Below are 19484 nucleotides of genomic sequence, written 5' to 3' on the forward strand. Positions count from 1 at the left end.
TCAACGCCGTATGGCGAGATTTTGTTCGCTCACCATTTGTTTATTCCAGCCGTTCGAAAGGCGAGCGAACGTCTATGTCCCCGGAATTTCTCCGCGCGCCACCTCGAAAGGCAGCGCGGGATATGTTCATTCGGAAAGGTTCATTTCCAATAGAGGTCATCGGCGAGGCCGTTGACGAACTTCAGGTAGTCGGTAGACGTCGATGGTACGGCCGCATTGGTATAATCCTCGCAGAGCGTCATATACCAAGTGTGATCCTGGCCGGTTTCCCTGTCGCGGACGGTCCGGGCATAGGCCTTGGGATCCCCCGACGTTGCAGAAACTTGCAGCTTGTCGTTATACGAAACCCCATCAAGTGCGGGGCGGCTACAACGGCCCGCAGCAGCGATGCGAGCTGCAAGTGCGGGTGCTGCCTGACCAGAGCGCGGATGCACCCAATCTTCACGAGCCCATTTTTCCCAGCGCGACAGGCCGAACTCTCTAGTCCAATAGGTCTGCTCCACCTGCATTGCCTCGCCTGGCGTCTCACCGCTCTTGGAACTGCGCGAATAATGGCTGGACACGATCGAGACGAGATTCAGGTTTGACTTGTATTGGAATTTCGTGGTGAACCACGTCGTCAGGCCGCGATTGTATCGCTGTGCACAGCCGGTGGCGAGTTTTGCCGGATCGCCGGTATTCAGCTTGCTCGGGAAGACGCCGTAGCCAGCAGTACCAAGCGCCGGAACAATAGAAGGCGCGATCACCCAACCACGGAAGAAGCGCTGAGAGCTTTCGGGATTCTGCGCGCAAAGATCCGACTCGAAGCTCGATAACGCAACCGGGCTGTAACTGCCCATAATGAACCCGTATCCGCCATCATACCATTGAATCGAAGCACCGTTGCGATCAGCGTCGTCGTCATCGGCAGCGACCGGCTCGCCACAAGCAGAACGGATCGTAGAAGAAACTATGCGTGTGTTCTTTCCCTTCTGGACAGGGACGTTAATTTTCGTCACCGGACCCTGACCGCAGCCGGATTTCGGTGCTGGGAAGTTACCGACGACATAAGGCGGGCGCTCACCGGGGCGGATGTCGCGGCGAGCCTTGCAGTCGGGCGTACCGGGAATCTTTCCGGGCGCGATGGAACCGTCAGGCTGGGTACAGACGTCCATCGTCATGAAATCCGAGATCGGCCCCAGCGAGCCGCCTGCCGCATGGCCAATTGAGGCCGATCCGGCGAAAAAGGCGGCCACAAGGAGGCGCCTGCAAGTTGAATTTGATAGGAGCACGTGCTTCCTCCGTTGAAGGGAATCGTCAAAGACCAGACCAGCGAACCCGGTTCTCAAAGAAGCACCGGACCTAGCGCAATCTTGTCGATGCGTGCGGCGAGAATATGAATTTGTTCCGACGAAAACACCTGTGCAAAATACGTAATGCGCGTGGGAACCATCCCCCGCCAATCGGGCACGAAAGACTATGACCGCATCGCTGTCGCCAATCGAAATAGTTCCCGGCTTGCTAGTCGTTTCAATGATGTGCCTTATTGGCCTTGGCTTGCATCAGATGGTGAAAGCGCGCGAGAGGATGCTCGCCGAATACAATAGACGCGAAAAGGTCCGCCAGATGGCGGCCGTTTTTAAAAACAGTCTAGCGCACGAATTGCAGCCTCTCAGCATGCGCCGTATTTCTCTAACCTCAGACCGCATGATCAGGCCCGTCATGACTCGTAGACGCCTGAATTTACATTCGCGACTATTCCAGAAGGAGCCACCGCGAAAATAATCTCGCGGCCGCCGGCGTTTACCAGCCGCGAGGCTTAAGGATGAGACGCAAAGGTTATCCAGCACCCGATCAACCGCCGAATCTTGCGCCTATGGCGCGACGGCATCGCGCCAAAATTGGGATTCATGATAACGTCTATTCGGAATAGCTGCTGCGGTCCGGTGCGTTTGACAGAATATCCGAGACGCTAGCAGCACGCCAGCCGCTGGTAGCGCATTAAGATCGGCAGCAGACGCTCGCTAGAAACACGAAGAGAAGAAGTGCGGCTGACCGCTTCGCTTATATAGGAGACAAGAGCGGTTTGATCGAAGGGCACAAGTTGACCCGTAACCGGTGGCGGTGTGTCTTCCTCAAGAGCCTTCAGCCAAATTAAAAGCTGCTTGAGATTACCGAACTGGTCCTTCCTCACAAAATGGGCATTGAGTGAGGAAACGGCACCGCATTCGAAAATTGCACAAGGCTTTCGCAACATTTCAAAGTCGATAACCGCTGTTCCAACTGTTGCGATACCTGCTCGGCACCGTCCTATAAGTTCGGTTAGCGTAGATTGATCTCCCTGCCCACCGCCGACCAACGTAACATTGGGGAAGTCCTTCGGCTCCGCCCTGATTGCATTGATCAGTTCAAGTAGAACAGGATTTGTGGGAGACCACTCGGCAGGATGAGGCTTCCAGATAAAGCGCGTACGCGGCAAGCTGCAAAACAACTGCCTTAGTATATGGCGAAACCGATAGCGATCCTCTTCACCATATATGTGCCAGTTGGTATTCGTTGCCACAAGGATCGGCGCATGCGACTGCGGCTGCGCTAAATGTTCCCTCTTGTAACGCGGATAGCCTATGCCATTGACACCCGCCCAGGTAATCTGCTGATCCGCCAAGGTTGAGATGGGCATACTTATGCCGCTCGTGCCTGAATATCCCTGCTCTCGGCTGTCATCTGTAAAATTGATACCCCACTGGTAGAGGCCGTGCTGAATGTCGAGTACCGTGACACCAATTTCACGCATCAAGGCAGTCAGCAGCAACAAATTGCCGTGCGCAACATGTGGCAGGCACCCGAATGTCAGAACGACATCCAATTGTGCAGCATTCAGGATGAAGAAAGAAATATCGGTAGTAAAGCGAGCTTCGAGACGATCAAATGCAGCTCGCGCTTTTCCATCTATGTTGGGCAGATAGATCAGGAAATCGAACTCCTTTACCATCTCTACAGTCGCGGCGAATATTTCAACTGCGTTGGTACCTGGAAGCATCACGCCGATCATAGGGCGGCGCTGTTCGCGCGGTGCCGAAACGTTTAAATACCCCTTCATTTCGCGGCCGCCTCCATACCAACCGTCGTTCCTCGGTCTGACAGTCGCTCCCCAAGGATTCGGGTCGCTTGCTCAAGTGTTTGTTTTAGCTGCGATAGGTGCGAATCCAACCTGTAATCCGACGATATAAGCTCTCGCGACGCCGTCAAAAGACTATTGCGCAAGTCCCGATCGTCTATGATGGCCGTGAGACTCTCAAAGAATGTCTCCGAGCTTGCCATAGCGATCGCGCCACGGTCCGCCGCCCGCCCATAAACGGCTTGCGAATTTGCAATCGTTGGAATGTCAGCCAACGTGTATTCAACCCACTTTGTGCAAGCCTTCGTCCTGTTGAATGGTGTGTCCGCAAGGGGCGCCAACCCGACCATCCAGCGAAGACGTTTAAGGCGCCGCATGAAATCTGCATATGAGTTGGCCTTGCCCCGCGTGACAACACGATTCCCAAACACACCCAGTGCCTCAGGCGGCCGGATCGTTCCAAAGAATTCCATCCGCAGCTCAGGGCGCGTGGCGAGGAGTTTCACAAGGGCGGGAACATAACTCTCAAGGTCCGCGGCATGGCTTTCCGACGCCATGTAGCCGATTACCGGCCGCGGCTCGGGAAGATCCCCCTGCCGAAATTCGGCTGGATCAGCACTTCTGTAGATGCCCCAATCAGCAACCTCTCCAGTACGGTAGACAGAAAGATCTTCGGAAAGAGCAGGCGTCGATGGCACGAAAAGGTCCACGTCCCTAATTGTCTGCTCCAAGACCTGCCGTCGCCGCTTATCTTGGAAAAAAGCGTAAACATTTGTGCCCGTTTCCGGTGGAACAGAAAGCAAATTGTCGTCGAGGAATGTCAGTGTCGCTGCGCTGACACTTTTCGCCAAATCAACGATAGCGGAAAAATTTCCTCCCCAGTAACGACAGAATACAACATGGGTCGGTGCCATTGCACCGAATAATGCCTCAAGCCCCCTCGACCCTAGAGAGCGCATACGCGCATCATCTATCACTGCGAGACAAATACCTTCGGGAGCCGATCTGGCGGGAGCCAGAAAACTGATTTCCACCGTTGCATCAACGTTGCTGCTAAATACCAGTACCCGCGTTTCAGCAGCGGTCCGGCCAGAAAGCTCGGGCACCATTGCTCTTAGCAGTATATCGTTCAGTTCGCCGGAACTGTTTGTCCGGATGGGATTTCCTCCAACAAAATCCGGCTTCCATGTATTCAAGACCGTGCTACTCCGCCACTCGTAGCCTTCTGTTGCAAGATCAGCGCCAACAGCCCACCTACATTGTCAAGCGCCTGGGTATCATGCCCTTCCAAGCTAACGCCGAAAGTCCGCTCGATCTCGATGATTAACATAGTGTGGCCGATCGAATCCCACCCATCAATATCGTTCGCTGTGCTTTCAGCCGTGATATCTTCAGCTTCCACGCCAAAAAAATCTGCGATAAGCCGGCGTAAATCATTAAATACTACCATATCCACACACCCCTTCGCCACGGTCGCTCAACGGCGCCACTGCGGATCAAATCTTCCCTGCAATATACAAGGGCACAAACTGCTCAAAAGTGAGAGGCACCGAGCGCGACATACGGAATGTATCGAACGCCCCTCTATATCCTAGCCTTAAATAATCAACCAGACGCGGATGGATCGGATGTTCGGTGGAGCTCGTTTCCGGATACTCCTCAGAAGAAAGCTGATCCAAGGCAATAGGCACCTGAAGTCGCTCAGCGACCTGAACCGCCTGAACGTTCATCACCCTCCTACTTGGATGGTTGGGAGTGTGAAACATGGGAAATCGTCGAAAATTCTCCTCAATATAACCCCTAATTTTTATATCGGAATTCGCTTCTTTGGCGAACTCCTTGCGGCTTTCCGCCTCGATTACGCGCTCAAGCTGCACTTCGCTCGGCAAATCGAGATCCTGATAAGCTTCAAGAATTGCCTCCGGCTTCCAACCGTCTCGAACTCGCGAGTCGATGAACCGATCCCCATAAGCGTATCGGTATATGGCTCGCCCACTTTCGTCTCGTTTTGACGGCGCCTGAACGTAATAAGGCCAGAGGCTAAGCATCGTTGCCGCCGGAAAGCGAATGACCTCTACGCCAGGCCGTAAGCTTTCCTCAAACTGCTTGCGCGTCGCATCATTCCATGATGTCTGCTGCAGTATCATTACGTCGGCGAGAGCAAGGATTTCCTTTGGAATAGCATTTATAGCGACGTTATAGTAGCCGATAAACAGGAAGCGCTCAGCGAATTGTGCCATGGGATGGAAGCTGGCATACAGCACCTTACCGTGACAATTGGACACGATCAGCACAACTTTACGGTCTATAGCCTTCTTAAACGCTTCAGGGCCTCCGGCGGCCGATACAGCACGCTGCATGGCCGCAGCCGATTGGTCGTGCTGGTATGCCCGAGTCAGAAGCTGCGAATACGCTAGGTATCCGTTCACATCGTTCGGCATCGCTGCGACATACGTCTTTACCGCGGCGATAGCCGCGCCCAATTCGCCCCGCTGCGCACTGTCGAGAATTGCCCTGATATCTGAGTCGGGCTCACCGGCGAAAACCGCGCTCACGCCCAAGAAACCGCAAAATTGCGTGTCGCAGGACAAGCCACAAGTAACACCGGAAGATCTAAGAAGCAGGAATTTTCGTTCCGTTTCATATGCTTTCCTATCATCTTTGGGTGCACAGTCGCCCTTTGGGGGCCCGGCAATCCGTGATCTTCGCCAGTAGAGCCCTTACTTAATCGTGCTCATCGCTGTTTTCGTCGGACTATACGAAGGCCTTGGCCAATTCAATAGGCGCCTACCTCACGATACCGGGAAAACATACCATTCAGGTATCCGCAGGACTGGCACCATCGGCGGGAAATTGATATACGCCGCGACATCGTCGATATTTCTGACTTGCCCTTCGCGCTTGCTCCGGCAAACGGCACACATTTACCGATAATACTTAAGAGAGCTTTTGTTGTGGAATCACCAGACAAAAACAAAGAAGATGAAATTGCATTTCTGAAAGCTCAAGTTACGAACTTTGGGTCGCAAGGGTTGGAACTGTTCGACGAAGAATACTACCTGGACGCGAATCCCGATGTTAAAGCTGCCGGGCTCGATGCTTTTTCACATTTCGTGGAAATCGGATGGCGAGAAGGCCGCGCTCCATCCAAGCATTTCGATGTTGCTTTCTATCTCAGTGAATACCCGGATGTGCTTGAAGCCAACATCAACCCGCTGTTTCACTACGCTGAATACGGAATAAATGAGGGGCGCAAACCCCTACCACGAACTGACCGGGCGGGGGCGCGTGATGCATACGAGGACAGCGCTTCACTGACCGAGCGTCAACTTTTCGACAGCACTTACTATCTCTTGAAAAATCCCGACGTGAAGGCATCGAACATGGATCCGTTCGAGCACTTCATGCAATTCGGATGGCGCGAGGGACGATCCCCGTCAGAGCAATTCAGTCTTGCGTTTTATCTGAACCAGTATCCGGATATTCGTGCCGCCGGCATCAACCCTCTGACGCATTATGTAGAATACGGCCATGCCGAAGGCAGATTACCGCTGCCCGAAAAAGATGCGCCGATTAGCGCAGTCCATTTCGACTTCCCGATCGCTGGCGCAGGCATGGCGCTGTCGCTGGTTCGGAACGGTTTCGTGACAGGCGCTGCCCTTGATCCATCTGCAAAAGTCACTGAAGTAGAAATCCTTGTCGGAAAAAAGCCAGTAGTTTCTGGCTTATGCGTCAAGCAGAAACCTGATCGTGAAAACAGTGATCGACTGCCAAGTGGAAGCGGTTTCGCTCTAAGCATCCCGCTATCGGTCCGGTATGACAGCATTAATGATTTCGCCATTCGATTCCGCGGCAAGCCTTCAACGCGCCGGCCACTCCACTGGACAGGAACGGCTCATCCCCGGGCGCTTTTCATCCCCAATGCAAGGTTGGCATCAGACGGATCTCGCATCTACCGCGCGGAACTGCCCGCTCAGCAGCTAAGAGCGAGCGGCGTCGAAGTGACTATCATGGAGGAGGAAGATGCCATCAGCCAAGTTGCAGAAAACAGCTTGGATCTAGGGCAGTATGATCTCATCCTCCTTCAGCGTGTCCCGTACAGTGATGCGATGGTCAATCTTGTCAAGCAGGCGCGTCGATACAACCGGCTGGTGTTGTACGACGTCGATGACTTGATGTTCAAGCCGTGGCTGCGAGCTGAAATGGGGGTAATTCGCTCAGGGACTTACAGCTTCAATGATGAAAACTATCGTGACAGCCTCCAACGCCGACTGGATATGCTGCTGCTCTGCCAGGGCGTGATCTGTTCGACACCATTCCTCCAGCGGGAGCTCGCCTCCCTGGGCATGCCCGCTATCCTTTCACGGAACGCCCTTGACGATCGATCGTTTATCGACGGCGCTCTGCGGCTCGCTCAGGATGGAGTGCAGGAAGGCTTCAAGATGCTTTTCATGTCGGGCACTCCGACACATGAGATGGATTTCAGGTTGATCAAAGATGTGGTGGCTGAGACCTTGCTCAGCAACCCCAATATCACCTTAACGATCCTCGGCGAGCTCCGGGACACCGGTCTTGACCATCTGCCCAACGTCAACAGATTGCCAGCTGTGACACGGGAGGAAATGTTAAAGATCGTGGCACAGCACGATGTCCTGCTCGTGCCATTGGAGCGCACTCGTTTCAACCTTGCAAAGTCGTCGCTTAAGTTTATGGAGGCTGGTGCAGCTGGCGTACCGGTCATTGCATCGAATCTTTTCGAGTTCGAGCGCGACATCCGAAAATCGGGTGCGGGCGTCATCGCCCGGACCGCGGCAGACTGGCGGCAAGCTATCCAGTTCTATATTGACCACCGGGGGCTTGCTCGCGAGCATGGAGCGAAAGCCTTCCGTTATTGCCTCGACAACCACAGCAATCAGTCTCGAAATGGCTATCTCTGGCGCGAAATCTGCCGATTTGACGAGCATCTTACCGCCGAAAGAGAGTTCGTCGATGGCGTGGATAACCGGCTATACGAGCGGATGATCACCGCCATTAGAGGGAGTGTTTAAATATGCGTGTTCTCGTTACCGGAGGCGCTGGCTTCATCGGCTCGCGCTTTGTGCGCCAACTTGAAGCACGTGGTGCAGATAAGATCCTCATATACGACAACTTGCACCCGCAAGTTCACGGGAAAGATGCGATTCCCCCGACGTTCGGCCCAAAAGTCGAGTTCGTGAATGCCGATATCCGTGACGCCACGCAATTAAAGGCGATAGTTGCCAATTTCGCGCCGACGGCTGTGGCCCATCTGGTTTCGGAAACCGGAACTGGCCAGTCTTATGATGAAATCTCGCGTTATGTAGAGGTCAATGTTTCGGGAACGGCATATTTGCTCGAGGCGATCCGGGCATTGCCGAGACAACTCGACTGGTTCTTGCTCACTTCGTCTCGGGCAGTTTATGGCGAAGGGGCATATGTCGACTCGACTGGGCAGCACGTTTCTCAAGCAAGGCGGTTCGGGACAGACATGTCAGCCGGGCGCTTCCAGGTTTATGGTCGAGACGGAAGCGCATTGACCGAAGTACCGTCGGCATCGGTCACCACTCAACCGGACCCTCTGTCGATTTATGCCAGTACCAAGCTGATGCAGGAGAATCTGGTTGATAATGCACTGTCGTTAACCTCAACGCGGTTGCTTGTTTATCGCTTCCAGAATGTCTATGGCGCCGGCCAATCGCTGATCAACCCCTATACAGGCGTGTTATCGATCTTCATTGCGCGACTATTAAATGGCTTGCCTATCGCGATTTTCGAAGACGGAGAAATCTCGCGTGACTTCGTCTATGTCGATGATGTGGTTGAGGCGATGATGCTCGGTGCAATGTCGGCGGTCGTGCCGAGGCGTCCGATGGATGTCGGTGCGGCAGTATCCACCAGGATTTACGATGCAGCAGTGACGCTTGCGAAATTGGCCGGAAAGCATGACTTTGCGCCGAGCATATCCGGAGAGTTCCGCCCTGGCGATATACGCCACGCGATGGCAGACATCAGCTACACACATTCGCTTCTGGACTGGTCACCCAAGATCTCCTTCGAAGAAGGCGCACGGCGACTGTTCACTTGGGCTGCAGAGAGCATAAAGAAATGAACTGCGAACGCATTCTGAGCGCGCTCGATACGCATGCGAGAGATCGAAGCAACGAACCGTTCCTGACACTGATCAAGGGTGAAAGTCGTGTAGATTACAGCTTCTCAGACTTTCGCGTTCAATCGCTCCGGTTTGCCAATTCCTATCACAAAGCGGGCATCAGGCCGGGCCGAGTGGTATTCATAGTCTTGCGGCACTGCGCAGAACTTTACTTCTCGTTCGTTGGTGCAATGTATCACGGTGCGATCCCATCCTTCTTGCCCTTCCCTACGCCAAAGCAGGACGCGGATCTCTACTGGGCGGCGCATGAAGAGCTATTCAAGCTCGTCCAACCCGACGCGATCATTACCTATTCGGAAAACATCGGCGCGATACGTGCGGCGTGCGGCGATCTCAATGTCAGTATCATAGACATAGCGGATCTCGATATATCAACGGCGGCTGAACCGTCTGGCCGTGAAGGTTATGACGATATTGCCTTCCTCCAGCATAGCTCCGGCACGACCGGGCTTAAAAAAGGGGTGATGCTAAGCTATGGCAAGATTGCCACCCAGATCCAAAGCTACTCGGCAGCCATAGGATTGGGACCACGAGACACGATCGTCAGTTGGCTGCCGCTCTATCACGACATGGGGCTAATCGCCTGCATGATAACTCCGATAACCGTTGGTGCACGTCTCGTGTCGATAGATGCATTCGAATGGGTCTCGCGGCCTGCAAGTCTTCTTGAGGCGATAGAGACATACGGCGGCAACTTCACCTGGATGCCGAACTTTGCCTTTAACCTCATTGCCCAGACTTGGCGGCCCAAGAACGAAAAGCTTCCCGATTTATCCTCGTTGAAAGGCCTCATCAGCTGCTCCGAGCCGTGCAAAGCCGAAACCTTCGAACGCTTTTACTCTACTTTCGCGAACTGCGGCCTTCGGAATGAGGCGCTCAGGACATGTTATGCCATGGCCGAGACGGTGTTCGCGGTGACCCAGTCCTCGACGGAAACGACTCCGCGGATTCTGCATATCGACCGGCACTTGCTGGAGACGGAGGAGAAAATTGCGCTCCTAGACTCCAACTCGGAGCATGCCGCAACCTTCCTATCCAATGGTCCAGCCATAAACGGATTGAAGCTGCGGCTGAAAACGCAGGCAGGATACGAGTACGATCAGGCTAACTCCCATAGAAGCGGCGAGATTCAAATCGCCGGAACCTTTTTGTTCGACGGCTACTATCTGAATGCAGCGGCGACAGACTCGGCCATGGACGGAGAGTTTTACAGTACCGGTGATATTGGCTTCTTCCATGAGGGCGAACTCTATATCTGCGGCCGTGCCAAGGAAATGCTGATCGTCAACGGCAGGAACTACTATGCGAATGACATCGAGGAAGCCGTCAACAGCGTAGAAAACCTAAAACGCGGCCGCAACGTCGCCTTTGCCGTATTCGAGCCCCGCACCCAAAGCGAAGTTGCGATCGTCGTCGCCGAAACAGAGATCACCGACAAACAGGCGCGCCTGAACTTGCAGTCTTCAATCAAGAGCACGGTGTTCAGCCGCCTCGAACTGACATTGCAAAAGGTTGTTCTTGTTGAACCGGGTTGGCTGGTGAAAACCACGAGTGGTAAGATCAGTCGTAAGGAAAATCTCAATCGATATCTGGCCACTCAGAACATCGCTTGATCCCGCGCAAGCCGGTTCACGAGGAACCGACATTGAGCCTTTCATGGTGTTTCAGCGCAATGCAAGGCGACTTCGCTCTCACTCATCCATTCTAGGCAGTTCCGGGCGCGGAACTGCCATGCATTTTTGCTTGAATTGCTTTGCTTCATCAGGATCGCATGCCGACCATCGGCTCGACCGCGGTCAGTGCACTTGCTCGAGGCCCGCAATGCAACAAGGCGCGCCGTAAAATCAGTGAACGCGACCTTATCGTTGACAGCGGCTTCGTCCAGAAACAAATTGACATCGATGTGGTCCTTCAAGACCTGCGAACCGGCAATCAATTCCAGAACAGACGTCTTGTTCTCTCGAAAAAAATAACGTTTGGCCAGCGGAACCCTTGTTTTTGCTCTCGCCACTGCGTTGGCAAAGGCGCGAACGCGTCATAGAGCTTTCGCAGCGCGTATTTGTTCCAGGGGCCATTAAACTTCTCCGAATAGTGCTGCCAAAGCATATGATACCGACATAATTAGCAATTTCGCAAGTGACAGAAATGCTGGGCAAACATCCCTGCGAAAGCCAATCGCAAGCAGTGTTTCAGCTTCTGCCGCTAGGTCTATCGTCAACGTAATCTCGCGGAGCGGTTCTTCAATTGCTTCAAGCAGATGTATAGTTCCGCCAAACAATATAATCGTCGCGCAGATAACCAACTCGCAGCTGTTAAGCTGGCCGATACGGGGATATGAATCGCATCAGCTAATGAGTCCGAAACCTAGCTTCTCGTCGGGATTCTTTGGCCATGATGTAGTGGATGTGGCCTAGCATTTTGCAACTCGACGTGCCATCAGTGCCGGGCATTTTTTAGGAGGCGAACCGACCTTGGCGCATATCTTGCTTTGCGGCATGAGCAATGCTGGCTCTGATATTCTATTCGACCTTTTAAAGGAATTCGCGACAAACGCGACCTTTGTGGATAAAGGTATGGCCGCCTCCGAACTTTACAAAAGTTCTAAGGCACATGTCGTGTCAGAACGACCTCTTGATATTCTTCCCCTTCGGCGCTTCCGCGAATCCGTGAAGGAGACAATATCCGTTCGTCCCATTGTCATGATGAAAGATATTCGCGCTGTCATGACCGAAACTTCTGATCGCTATCCGAATGTCTATCAGACGGGATACGATCATTCACTGATGGATTATGGCCAAGGTCGAGTTGCCTATTCCAATCCAGGAATCCTCTTCACAGAGAAAGTAATCAGCAACTTTCATAAAAATGACCAAGATGTTTTGGTGCTTCGTTTCGAAGACCTCCTGATCGAGCCGAGCGAAACTCGAAAAAAGATCGAAAAATTTACTGGTCTGAACATTGGGAGTGAGTTCATCCAAGCGGTGGATATCATCAGGGCGCAAACACTGAGCGCCGGATCCGCATGGTTTTCTGATAGACATGCGGACCGTGTGGTGCGCCAATTTAGGCTAGCTCCAGAACTATTCGAAATTCTTGACCGATGGGGATATGGCACCGACCGTCTATGGTTTGATGCCTTGGCATCGCGAGCTCCAAATGCATTGAATGATTTGCCGGGTACGATTGTCGGCTTCTATACCGCAGGTACGCGGTACGAACGGGAGGCCCAGCGACTTGCGGCCTCTGTTCAAAAGTTGGGCCTTCCTCTGGATCTCGAGGCGATTGAACCAGGGCAGGGTTGGCTTGATAACGTCCGCGCCAAGCCTCATGTACTGAAACGCATCCGTCAGCGTTTGCGGGGACCGCTCTTCTACGTCGATGTTGACGCTATCCTGCACTCCGATCCGTGGCCATATCTGAGAGGCTACGGTGGCGATGCTGTGATCGGAACTCATGTGGCAGGAGAAGTCTTGAGTGGGTCTCTCCTTCTCCATGACACTGCGGGAGCTCATGAGTTGCTTGATCAATGGATTGTTGAGCAGCAGCGGCAGCCGGAAGCCTGGGATCAGCATGCCTTAAAGGCGGTTGTGCATCGCAGCTATCGCGAAAAAAGCGTTAACAAGCTCGATATCCAATATTTACCCGCGAGCATGATTGCTATCTTCGACCAGACCTACAATCCACCAATCACACCTGTCGTAGAGCATCTTCAAGCAAGCAGAGAAGAGAAGCAAGAAGGGGAACAAGGTCGCCAGAACGCAGAGCGACGGAGAGCACGTGTGGAGGCGATTGAGAATGAGTTAGGCCTCGCCCCAATTTCGTCTCCTGTCGTGGCAGAAATGCCCTCTTATGCCCAGCAAGCGGCTTCAATACGAAATGCTGCCACGACAGCCCTGATGGAAAAGCGAGCGTCCGACCATACCCGTTGGGCGAATGAGCAAAACCTTCATAGCGACTGGTCAGAACGAGCAGCTGTGGCGGCTACCATGATCGGTGGCTCCTCACCAGTTATCGATTTGGGCTGTGGAAAGATGAATCTCGAGGCGTTTCTTCCAGAAGGAGCGCTCTATCTCCCTGCGGATCTAGTGCCGAGAGACGAACGCACTCTGAAATGCGATCTCAATGAGGGCATATTACCTGACCGGTTTGCGGCCGTCGTGGTCATGCTCGGCGTACTAGAATATGTACACGAACCGCCGATCCTATTTGAGCGTTTGGCGAAACGCTGGAGCCGGCTCGTCATGAGCTACAATCCGGCCGATCTCGATCACGCGCGCGATCGTCGTGCGCAAGGTTGGTTTAACGATCTGACTTCGGCGCAGTTGGTAACGATGGCTGCGGCCGCGGGTTTTGAACTTTATGTTGAATGCCCGGTTGGAGAGCGCCAGAGAATCTACGATTTCCGGTTAAATCAAGCATGAGTGAAGATTTGCAAAATCAGATCGAGCACCTGTTCAGGGCAGATAGCACCAACGTTGGCGACTGGTACTGTTATCCCTCGCGTTACTTTCCGTTCGAACGTAGTGATTTCATGGATATCTATGATTTCGACGAAACTCGGCTTGGCATAGATATTATCGTTGGCGGCGGTGGGTTAATTGCAAATACTTTCAATCCCTTTCTCGACAAACTGGCCAGCTTGAAGAAAGCCGGCGGTAGCCTGATCGCCTGGGGTATCGGCGAATCGTTGAACGTACGGGTCGATGGTGGTGTTGTTCTGCCTTACGCGAGCACTTTGCCGGACTATCTGAAGAGCTTTGATCTCGTCGGTATCCGTGATTATGGCACTGAATATCGCTGGGTTCCTTGCGCCAGTTGCATGCTTCCTCACTTCGATCACGACTATGCAATTACGCAAGATGTCGTCATTTATGAGCATAAACGTATCCCGCTGCCTATCGATGGGCTGCCACGCCGCTCGAATGGTGGAAATGATATAGACGAGACAATCAAATTTCTTGCTAGCGCAGAAACTGTTGTTACCAACTCATATCATGGCGCCTATTGGGCAACCTTGCTGCAGCGCAAAGTTGTTTGCATCCCCAATATGTCAAAGCTCTATCGATTTCGTCACTTGCCAGTTATCTGCAGAGCCTCCGAATGGCGGAATGCCATGCGTCTTACGGTGACCTATCCCGACGCATTAGAGCAGTGCCGAACAGCGAACAGAAAGTTTTACGATGACGTAATCGATCTGAGAGTAGCTAAGGTCAAAGAAAGGGCGTCTTCTTGAATTTTGACACCCAGTGTGACTACGTGTTCCATTGTTTGACTAGGCCGCATCCAAATACATCAGGTTCATCTTTGTAATCGCTTTTGATTCAATCTCTTGGAAAGAAGATTGTCACTCGCTGTCATGCAATAGAACAGTTTCCGGAATAGCGGGGTTTGAAATATCACGCGTCATCGGAGAGTTGATCGGTAGTTTTCAAGGCTATTTTCCAGATCAAGAGTCCGGTCGTCCCGTTCTGCCGGCATAACAGTCTTTGGCGAAGGCAATGGCTTCAGCTGCATCGTCCCACGACTTGTCTGTCTTTCCAAGAATCTCGATCGCGAGCCAACCGTTATAAGCTGTGCGATACAATTCCTCTGCAGCAACCGCGTGGCTTTCGGATGGAGATGTGAAATTGCCGAGGTTTGGTTCGGCGATGTGAAAATGCCTGAGATTCCCACGGGTCGCAGCAATTGCTTGTCCGATATCTCCCCCACCCAGCGCTACGCAGCCCGTGTCGAGATGAACGGCGAGATGATCGCTCGCGACAGCCTCGACCATTGCCTGCACATCCTGCCAGGTCGGCAGAAAGTCACCACCATAGACTGCAGGAACCGGCTCCAGTCCGATTGTAACGGCATGCTCGGAGCATGCCTTCGCCAGGGCCGTAAAACGCTCGACCCCGAGCTGAAAGGCCGCGTCCTCGGCAAGGTCGCCCCTTATCCTTTGTTTTGGCGCCCCAAACACAAGTACCTGCGCACCCAAAATCGAAGCAATGTCGGATACCCGATGAATATGGTCGACCATCGCCTGAAATTGCCCTTCTTCCTTCAAAAGGTGGGCATCCGCAACATTAAACAGAATGGCTTGCAGTGAGGGAATGCAAAGGCCTTGGTCAGCCAGCATGGAGCGGAAATCCCCAAGCCGAAATTCGGTCAGTGACGACCAGTCTCCGAGCCTGGTTGGCGCAACTTCGACACCACGGACCCCTGAATCAAACAGCGTCCTGCATTTGACCGCATCGAGCTCATCGGGAAAAGCGAGGTTGGATATGGCGAGCTTCACGAAGGCATCCCCGTAAACAGACCAAGTTCGCGAAACACCTCATGTCGATCGACATGGTAATCGCCTTTGCCGCCGAGCAATTCCGGGAACCGGGTTTTCATGTCGTAACCAACCGGAGCCGAATCTTTGGAGCCAATGGCGACATCCGGGAAAAATTTCGACGCGATATCGGCTGTGGCGACAGGCTCGACCGCCACATTGACAACATTTTGCCCAGACGCATCAAGCAAAGCCAGATCCGATGCGAAGCGACGCATCGGATACCACTGGAACACCCCGTTTGGATTGATATTCTCTGTCTGGTTGAGGTTCATCAGATCAAAAATGACATTTTTCTTCAGGCCAGCACCGAAAAGTGCTGGCAATCGGACGATCAGGACATTTTCAAACTTTTCCAGCACCCATTCTTCCAACTGCCGCCGATGCCGCCCGTAAGGTTGTGCCTTAGTTGTGTCGGGGACATCGCTCTCCGTCACATCATTGGGGTCAGGATAGACATCGACAGTAGAGATAAGAATGAATCGATCCGCCGTCACATCCTTGAGGGGATTGACGAGATTTTCGATAGCCGCCCGGTCTTGCTCCGGCTCCTTATTGGCCATCCACTTGACAGCCGATACACCTGCGCAAGTGACCGAGCTAAAATGTTGCCCGCGAATGCTTTCGATGTTGCGGGAGTTAAAGAGCATCTCGTAAGGATTGGCGGCTAGGAGGGTCGACCCCACGAAGCCAGTATACCCGATAAGGGCTCGATTTACTTGACCTGCCATTCCGCAACCCTCCCTGCCGTAACGATATCGCCACGAATGGTATTCTCAACCGGAATAGCGCCTTGCGAGTTTTGCGCCTCCAGCATGGAAAGAATGCGCTCCGTCGCAAAGAAAACCGTGTCGATCTTGCCTGACATTACGCTAATTATGCGGTTGTCCTGATAGACATAGCAGCTTCGGTCGTCAGAACGCCCGACCGGTTTTGTCTTCATGGAAAGCTGCACGCCGGCAAACGAAAAGACATCGCGAAATTGAGGCACATTCTTCGCAATCTGCTCTTCCATCAGCCGCCTTTTCTGGCCGATCAGGTCGTTTGTAACGCTGGTCAAAGCGCCTCGCGCCTCACGGGCGTCGCTGAAGGAGCCGAGCGGCGTATGCGGAACGCTTGAAAGGGTGAAGATCGAGGGATCCTCGGTTGGGTAGACGGAGCAAAGAGGCCCATCGACAAAGGTAATGGCTGGGAACTTTTCCTTCGCCTCGTAGTAGAGCAGCATCGTCGGCTCGTAGAATATGTCGAGCGGCATGGTGCGCACCTGCCCCCAGCTCGCATCGATCAGATAATCGAACTTGATGCCTTCTACCTCGACGTGATCCTGATGCTGGACGATCGAAGTGACCGGAGTGTCCAGAATAAGCGCGCTTCCAAGGCGCTCCATGAAATAATTGCGTGCACGGCTGATCAGCAGAACACGTTCAGATGTCGAAAGAGCCCCTTCGACATCGTGAATATGCGGCGAGCTCTTGAGCTCTACGAAATCGATTCCCGATGACGCCATGATCAACTTGTAGGTCTGAAAATCGATCAGGCTGTCGCCATGTGGGACGGCATAGATGTTTTCCTCGATGGGCGCCGAGAGCGTGGGATATCGCTCGATAAAGCGTAGAAAACCATCGCGAGACTGCTGACGTGTTCCCTGGTGCCTTGCGTAATGGAAACCAAGATGCAGGCGAAACTGATTGTTGCCCGACGCTTCGTGCAGAGGCCGTTGCGCACGATCAAATACCATAACCTTGAAGCCAAGGCTGGCCAGCGAAGAACTGATATGGCAGCCGTACCAACCTGCGCCGATGACTGCGATTTTAAACGGCATACTAAGGAACCCTATTCACTGCCATGCACATCTATCAGAAGCAAACGCATCTACCATAAGCGTTTTTGGTGCAACCCTTAGCGCCACCAAGTGCACCATATTTAGTGAACTCACCAGCTCACCTTCCATCGCCCTCAATGAGAAGGTGAACTATCCTTCCACCCCGCCATGCTATCCCAAAGCTTGCTCAGGAAATCCTCCAGCAATTCGGGGCGATCCCTGAAATTATAATACGACGCAGACGACTGATCTGCCACGCTTATCAGCAATTTCGCCTGAGCATCATCTTCGATCGTGCCGCGGGGCGGCATCAATACAGGAGATGGATCCTCCATGTATTTTTCATTGAAATAGATATTGAAATCCGGGCGGCCACCAAGGTTATGGGCACTGCTAACAATTGCACCGGGTATGTTCGATATCCAGCGGTACTTGGTTAGCCCCGCCCCCCAAATCCCGATAAAGCAGTCGGCGTTATTGCCCCAGGCGGCGCTTCGGTACATGCTGGCGCCAATCGTGCTGACCACGTCGACGCCGGTCCCCTTCAGGCCCGCGCCGACCGCATCGACGATTTCACGCTCGACATCCACGGGAGGGCGGAGAGACAGATGCTCTCCATGGCTGCGCACCTTACCTGTCGTGGCAAACTCCTCGTTACCGTTGTGGCCGTCGATGACGATCGTTCCCTTTCCGAAACGGCGTTCAAAAGACTTGGCGACGCGCACAAAGAAATCCACGGGATCGACATGCGTCCTGTTCTCAGTCCTGAGACCAAAAACGACTATCGGACCCCGACGGTTTTCGGAAACATAACGATTGACCTCCTGGCCGATCGCGGTCGCGTCCACGACGGACTTGATCCGAGCACGCAGCCCCGACGATACATATTCATCGGTAATTCGCAGCAATGCGAAATTATTCTTGTAGGCAAACCTTGTCGCCTCGTCCAAGCTGGAAAGCCCCCTTCTCACGCGGGTGGCAATCTCTGGATAAAGCCTCTCAAGCGGACCATAAATTTCCACCGACTCGTCAGCCTCAACGATCCACCATTCAGGTAAATCACCGGGCCGGCGATTGCGCAAAACCATATCCACACCCGACAACTCGTTCCACAGCTGGTGACCGAGATGGGTTTGCGGCGCCAAGCGCGGCAGACTGGCGATCTTTTTCTTCCCCGAAGCGAAATAGGTTTTCAGTTCGGAACTATATTTCTTCAAATGCCTGCCGAGCATATCCTCAAAATTGCTGTAGAGGGACCTGAACAGCCCGATTCTTTCCCCATTCAAGCAAAAAACAGACGAGCACGACGGTGAAAAAATCCCGATGACCTGAGAACAATGATGGGAAACCAGCAGGAAAAATTCTCTCCTGTCTTCGGCATCCGAAAACTTCAAAGCAAATCTGAAGTCGTCAAGAGGCATGCTCCCCCGGAACTCGAATTCCCCATCGTCATAGATGCTCTTCCACGACATCGCCCCGCCGAGCCATTTCAGGCTGGTCTCCCTGAAATCCATTTCAAGAGATGCCTTGACCCTGTCGCGATCAAAAACCTCGACTTCGCCATGATCCGTAGCAATGAGGATCACGCCATCCTCTTGCGTGATATCGCGTATTCCTATCGGGGGAATTGACTGGCGGAGGAAGCTGTCAATGATTTCCTGCCTTGTATTCGGGTTGAGGGAGTAAAATCCATTGACGCTATCCGGCACAGGCTCATGCGTCGCTGAAAATGAAGCGTCCACGATATGTCGCATAACGTGGGCACTGTTACGCAGGAGAAGCTCGCGAATCGGCTTGCCGAGATGCCTAACGCTATCGCCAACCCCATTCATGGTTCCATCAAGCCACCAGGTGGCCTGCCTGCCGTCCCGATGTTGCAGTTCGAGCGCCATAATTGGATAAAAGCCGACATAAACAAATCTCGGAAACCAGCCGGGATCAAAAGTCTGAACCAGATCACCGTGATTCCTCAACGGAACAGCAAGGCCATTGCCGAACTGTATACGGTAGCCTCCATCAATGAAGACAACCGGTAGCGTCGAGGTTACGGCTCTTGTCATTT

Annotated in this window: 15 protein-coding genes and 1 pseudogene; 6 read left to right on the forward strand and 10 right to left on the reverse strand. The window is 53.2% G+C overall.

Annotated features, from left to right (window positions below; translation table 11 throughout):
* Positions 1–140: 140 nt before the first annotated feature.
* The 5 genes from FHW37_RS09645 to FHW37_RS09665 form a co-directional block, all read right to left on the reverse strand.
* Positions 141–1235, reverse strand: coding sequence for a hypothetical protein (locus tag FHW37_RS09645; RefSeq protein WP_145635426.1), 1095 nt, complete (start codon positions 1233–1235; stop codon positions 141–143).
* 716 nt (positions 1236–1951) lie between these two features.
* Positions 1952–3079 carry a hypothetical protein gene (locus tag FHW37_RS09650; protein WP_145635428.1) on the reverse strand — a complete coding sequence of 376 codons (1128 nt, stop codon included), beginning with the start codon at positions 3077–3079 and terminating at the stop codon, positions 1952–1954.
* Entirely contained in the window at positions 3076–4293 is a 1218-nt protein-coding gene (locus tag FHW37_RS09655; protein ID WP_145635430.1) for a glycosyltransferase family 4 protein, read from the reverse strand. Before FHW37_RS09655 ends, FHW37_RS09650 begins: the two co-directional genes overlap by 4 nt.
* Positions 4290–4547: an acyl carrier protein gene (locus tag FHW37_RS09660; RefSeq protein WP_145635433.1), complete on the reverse strand. Its 258-nt coding sequence runs from the start codon at positions 4545–4547 to the stop codon at positions 4290–4292. The genes FHW37_RS09655 and FHW37_RS09660 overlap by 4 nt, the downstream gene beginning before the upstream one ends.
* Positions 4548–4593: 46 nt before the next feature.
* On the reverse strand, positions 4594–5652 hold the full coding sequence (locus FHW37_RS09665; RefSeq protein ID WP_145635435.1) for a WcbI family polysaccharide biosynthesis putative acetyltransferase: 1059 nt from the start codon (positions 5650–5652) through the stop codon (positions 4594–4596).
* A 399-nt stretch (positions 5653–6051) separates the two neighbouring features.
* Between FHW37_RS09665 and FHW37_RS09670 the strand changes: the two genes are divergently transcribed.
* The 3 genes from FHW37_RS09670 to FHW37_RS09680 are packed head-to-tail and all read left to right on the forward strand — an operon-like array spanning position 6052 to position 10897.
* Positions 6052–8145, forward strand: a complete 2094-nt coding sequence (locus FHW37_RS09670; RefSeq protein ID WP_145635437.1) for a glycosyltransferase family protein — start codon at positions 6052–6054, stop codon at positions 8143–8145.
* 2 nt (positions 8146–8147) lie between these two features.
* Positions 8148–9224: an SDR family NAD(P)-dependent oxidoreductase gene (locus FHW37_RS09675; RefSeq protein ID WP_145635439.1), complete on the forward strand. Its 1077-nt coding sequence runs from the start codon at positions 8148–8150 to the stop codon at positions 9222–9224.
* Positions 9221–10897, forward strand: a complete 1677-nt coding sequence (locus FHW37_RS09680) for an AMP-binding protein (protein WP_145635441.1) — start codon at positions 9221–9223, stop codon at positions 10895–10897. Before FHW37_RS09675 ends, FHW37_RS09680 begins: the two co-directional genes overlap by 4 nt.
* 41 nt (positions 10898–10938) lie before the next feature.
* Here FHW37_RS09680 and FHW37_RS09685 read toward each other — a convergent pair whose 3' ends face one another.
* Positions 10939–11295 (reverse strand): hypothetical protein, encoded by a 357-nt coding sequence (locus FHW37_RS09685; protein ID WP_145635443.1) that lies wholly within the window; start codon positions 11293–11295, stop codon positions 10939–10941.
* A 129-nt stretch (positions 11296–11424) separates the two neighbouring features.
* On the opposite strand from FHW37_RS09685, the pseudogene FHW37_RS09690 reads away from it, so the two are divergent.
* The 3 genes and pseudogenes from FHW37_RS09690 to FHW37_RS09700 all read left to right on the forward strand — a co-directional run.
* Positions 11425–11622 (forward strand): annotated as a pseudogene (locus FHW37_RS09690) (IS5/IS1182 family transposase); the annotation flags it as partial.
* 133 nt (positions 11623–11755) lie between these two features.
* The gene (locus tag FHW37_RS09695; protein WP_145635445.1) at positions 11756–13705 is read left to right on the forward strand and encodes a putative nucleotide-diphospho-sugar transferase; all 1950 of its coding nucleotides are present in this window, start codon (positions 11756–11758) and stop codon (positions 13703–13705) included.
* Entirely contained in the window at positions 13702–14517 is an 816-nt protein-coding gene (locus FHW37_RS09700) for a polysaccharide pyruvyl transferase family protein (protein ID WP_145635448.1), read from the forward strand. The genes FHW37_RS09695 and FHW37_RS09700 overlap by 4 nt, the downstream gene beginning before the upstream one ends.
* A 213-nt stretch (positions 14518–14730) precedes the next feature.
* Here FHW37_RS09700 and FHW37_RS09705 read toward each other — a convergent pair whose 3' ends face one another.
* From FHW37_RS09705 to FHW37_RS09720, 4 genes are all read right to left on the reverse strand, one after another.
* Positions 14731–15561, reverse strand: coding sequence for a sugar phosphate isomerase/epimerase family protein (locus FHW37_RS09705; protein WP_145635450.1), 831 nt, complete (start codon positions 15559–15561; stop codon positions 14731–14733).
* Positions 15558–16331 (reverse strand): NAD-dependent epimerase/dehydratase family protein, encoded by a 774-nt coding sequence (locus tag FHW37_RS09710; RefSeq protein WP_145635451.1) that lies wholly within the window; start codon positions 16329–16331, stop codon positions 15558–15560. Before FHW37_RS09710 ends, FHW37_RS09705 begins: the two co-directional genes overlap by 4 nt.
* The gene (locus FHW37_RS09715) at positions 16316–17422 is read right to left on the reverse strand and encodes an FAD-dependent oxidoreductase (RefSeq protein ID WP_145635453.1); all 1107 of its coding nucleotides are present in this window, start codon (positions 17420–17422) and stop codon (positions 16316–16318) included. The genes FHW37_RS09710 and FHW37_RS09715 overlap by 16 nt, the downstream gene beginning before the upstream one ends.
* A 134-nt stretch (positions 17423–17556) precedes the next feature.
* Entirely contained in the window at positions 17557–19482 is a 1926-nt protein-coding gene (locus tag FHW37_RS09720; RefSeq protein ID WP_145635455.1) for a hypothetical protein, read from the reverse strand.
* Between the last annotated feature and the right edge of the window lie 2 nt (positions 19483–19484).

Origin of the sequence: Neorhizobium alkalisoli (assembly GCF_007829835.1) — a bacterium.
Classification (GTDB): domain Bacteria; phylum Pseudomonadota; class Alphaproteobacteria; order Rhizobiales; family Rhizobiaceae; genus Neorhizobium.

What these genes read in the sequence shown, in the direction of transcription:
- FHW37_RS09650 (WP_145635428.1), bottom strand. Translation starts at nt 3,079, where the DNA reads ATGAAGGGGTATTTAAACGTTTCGGCACCGCGCGAACAGCGCCGCCCT.
- FHW37_RS09710 (WP_145635451.1), bottom strand. Translation starts at nt 16,331, where the DNA reads ATGGCAGGTCAAGTAAATCGAGCCCTTATCGGGTATACTGGCTTCGTG.
- FHW37_RS09680 (WP_145635441.1), top strand. Translation starts at nt 9,221, where the DNA reads ATGAACTGCGAACGCATTCTGAGCGCGCTCGATACGCATGCGAGAGAT.
- FHW37_RS09675 (WP_145635439.1), top strand. Translation starts at nt 8,148, where the DNA reads ATGCGTGTTCTCGTTACCGGAGGCGCTGGCTTCATCGGCTCGCGCTTT.
- FHW37_RS09715 (WP_145635453.1), bottom strand. Translation starts at nt 17,422, where the DNA reads ATGCCGTTTAAAATCGCAGTCATCGGCGCAGGTTGGTACGGCTGCCAT.
- FHW37_RS09660 (WP_145635433.1), bottom strand. Translation starts at nt 4,547, where the DNA reads ATGGTAGTATTTAATGATTTACGCCGGCTTATCGCAGATTTTTTTGGC.
- FHW37_RS09700 (WP_145635448.1), top strand. Translation starts at nt 13,702, where the DNA reads ATGAGTGAAGATTTGCAAAATCAGATCGAGCACCTGTTCAGGGCAGAT.
- FHW37_RS09720 (WP_145635455.1), bottom strand. Translation starts at nt 19,482, where the DNA reads ATGACAAGAGCCGTAACCTCGACGCTACCGGTTGTCTTCATTGATGGA.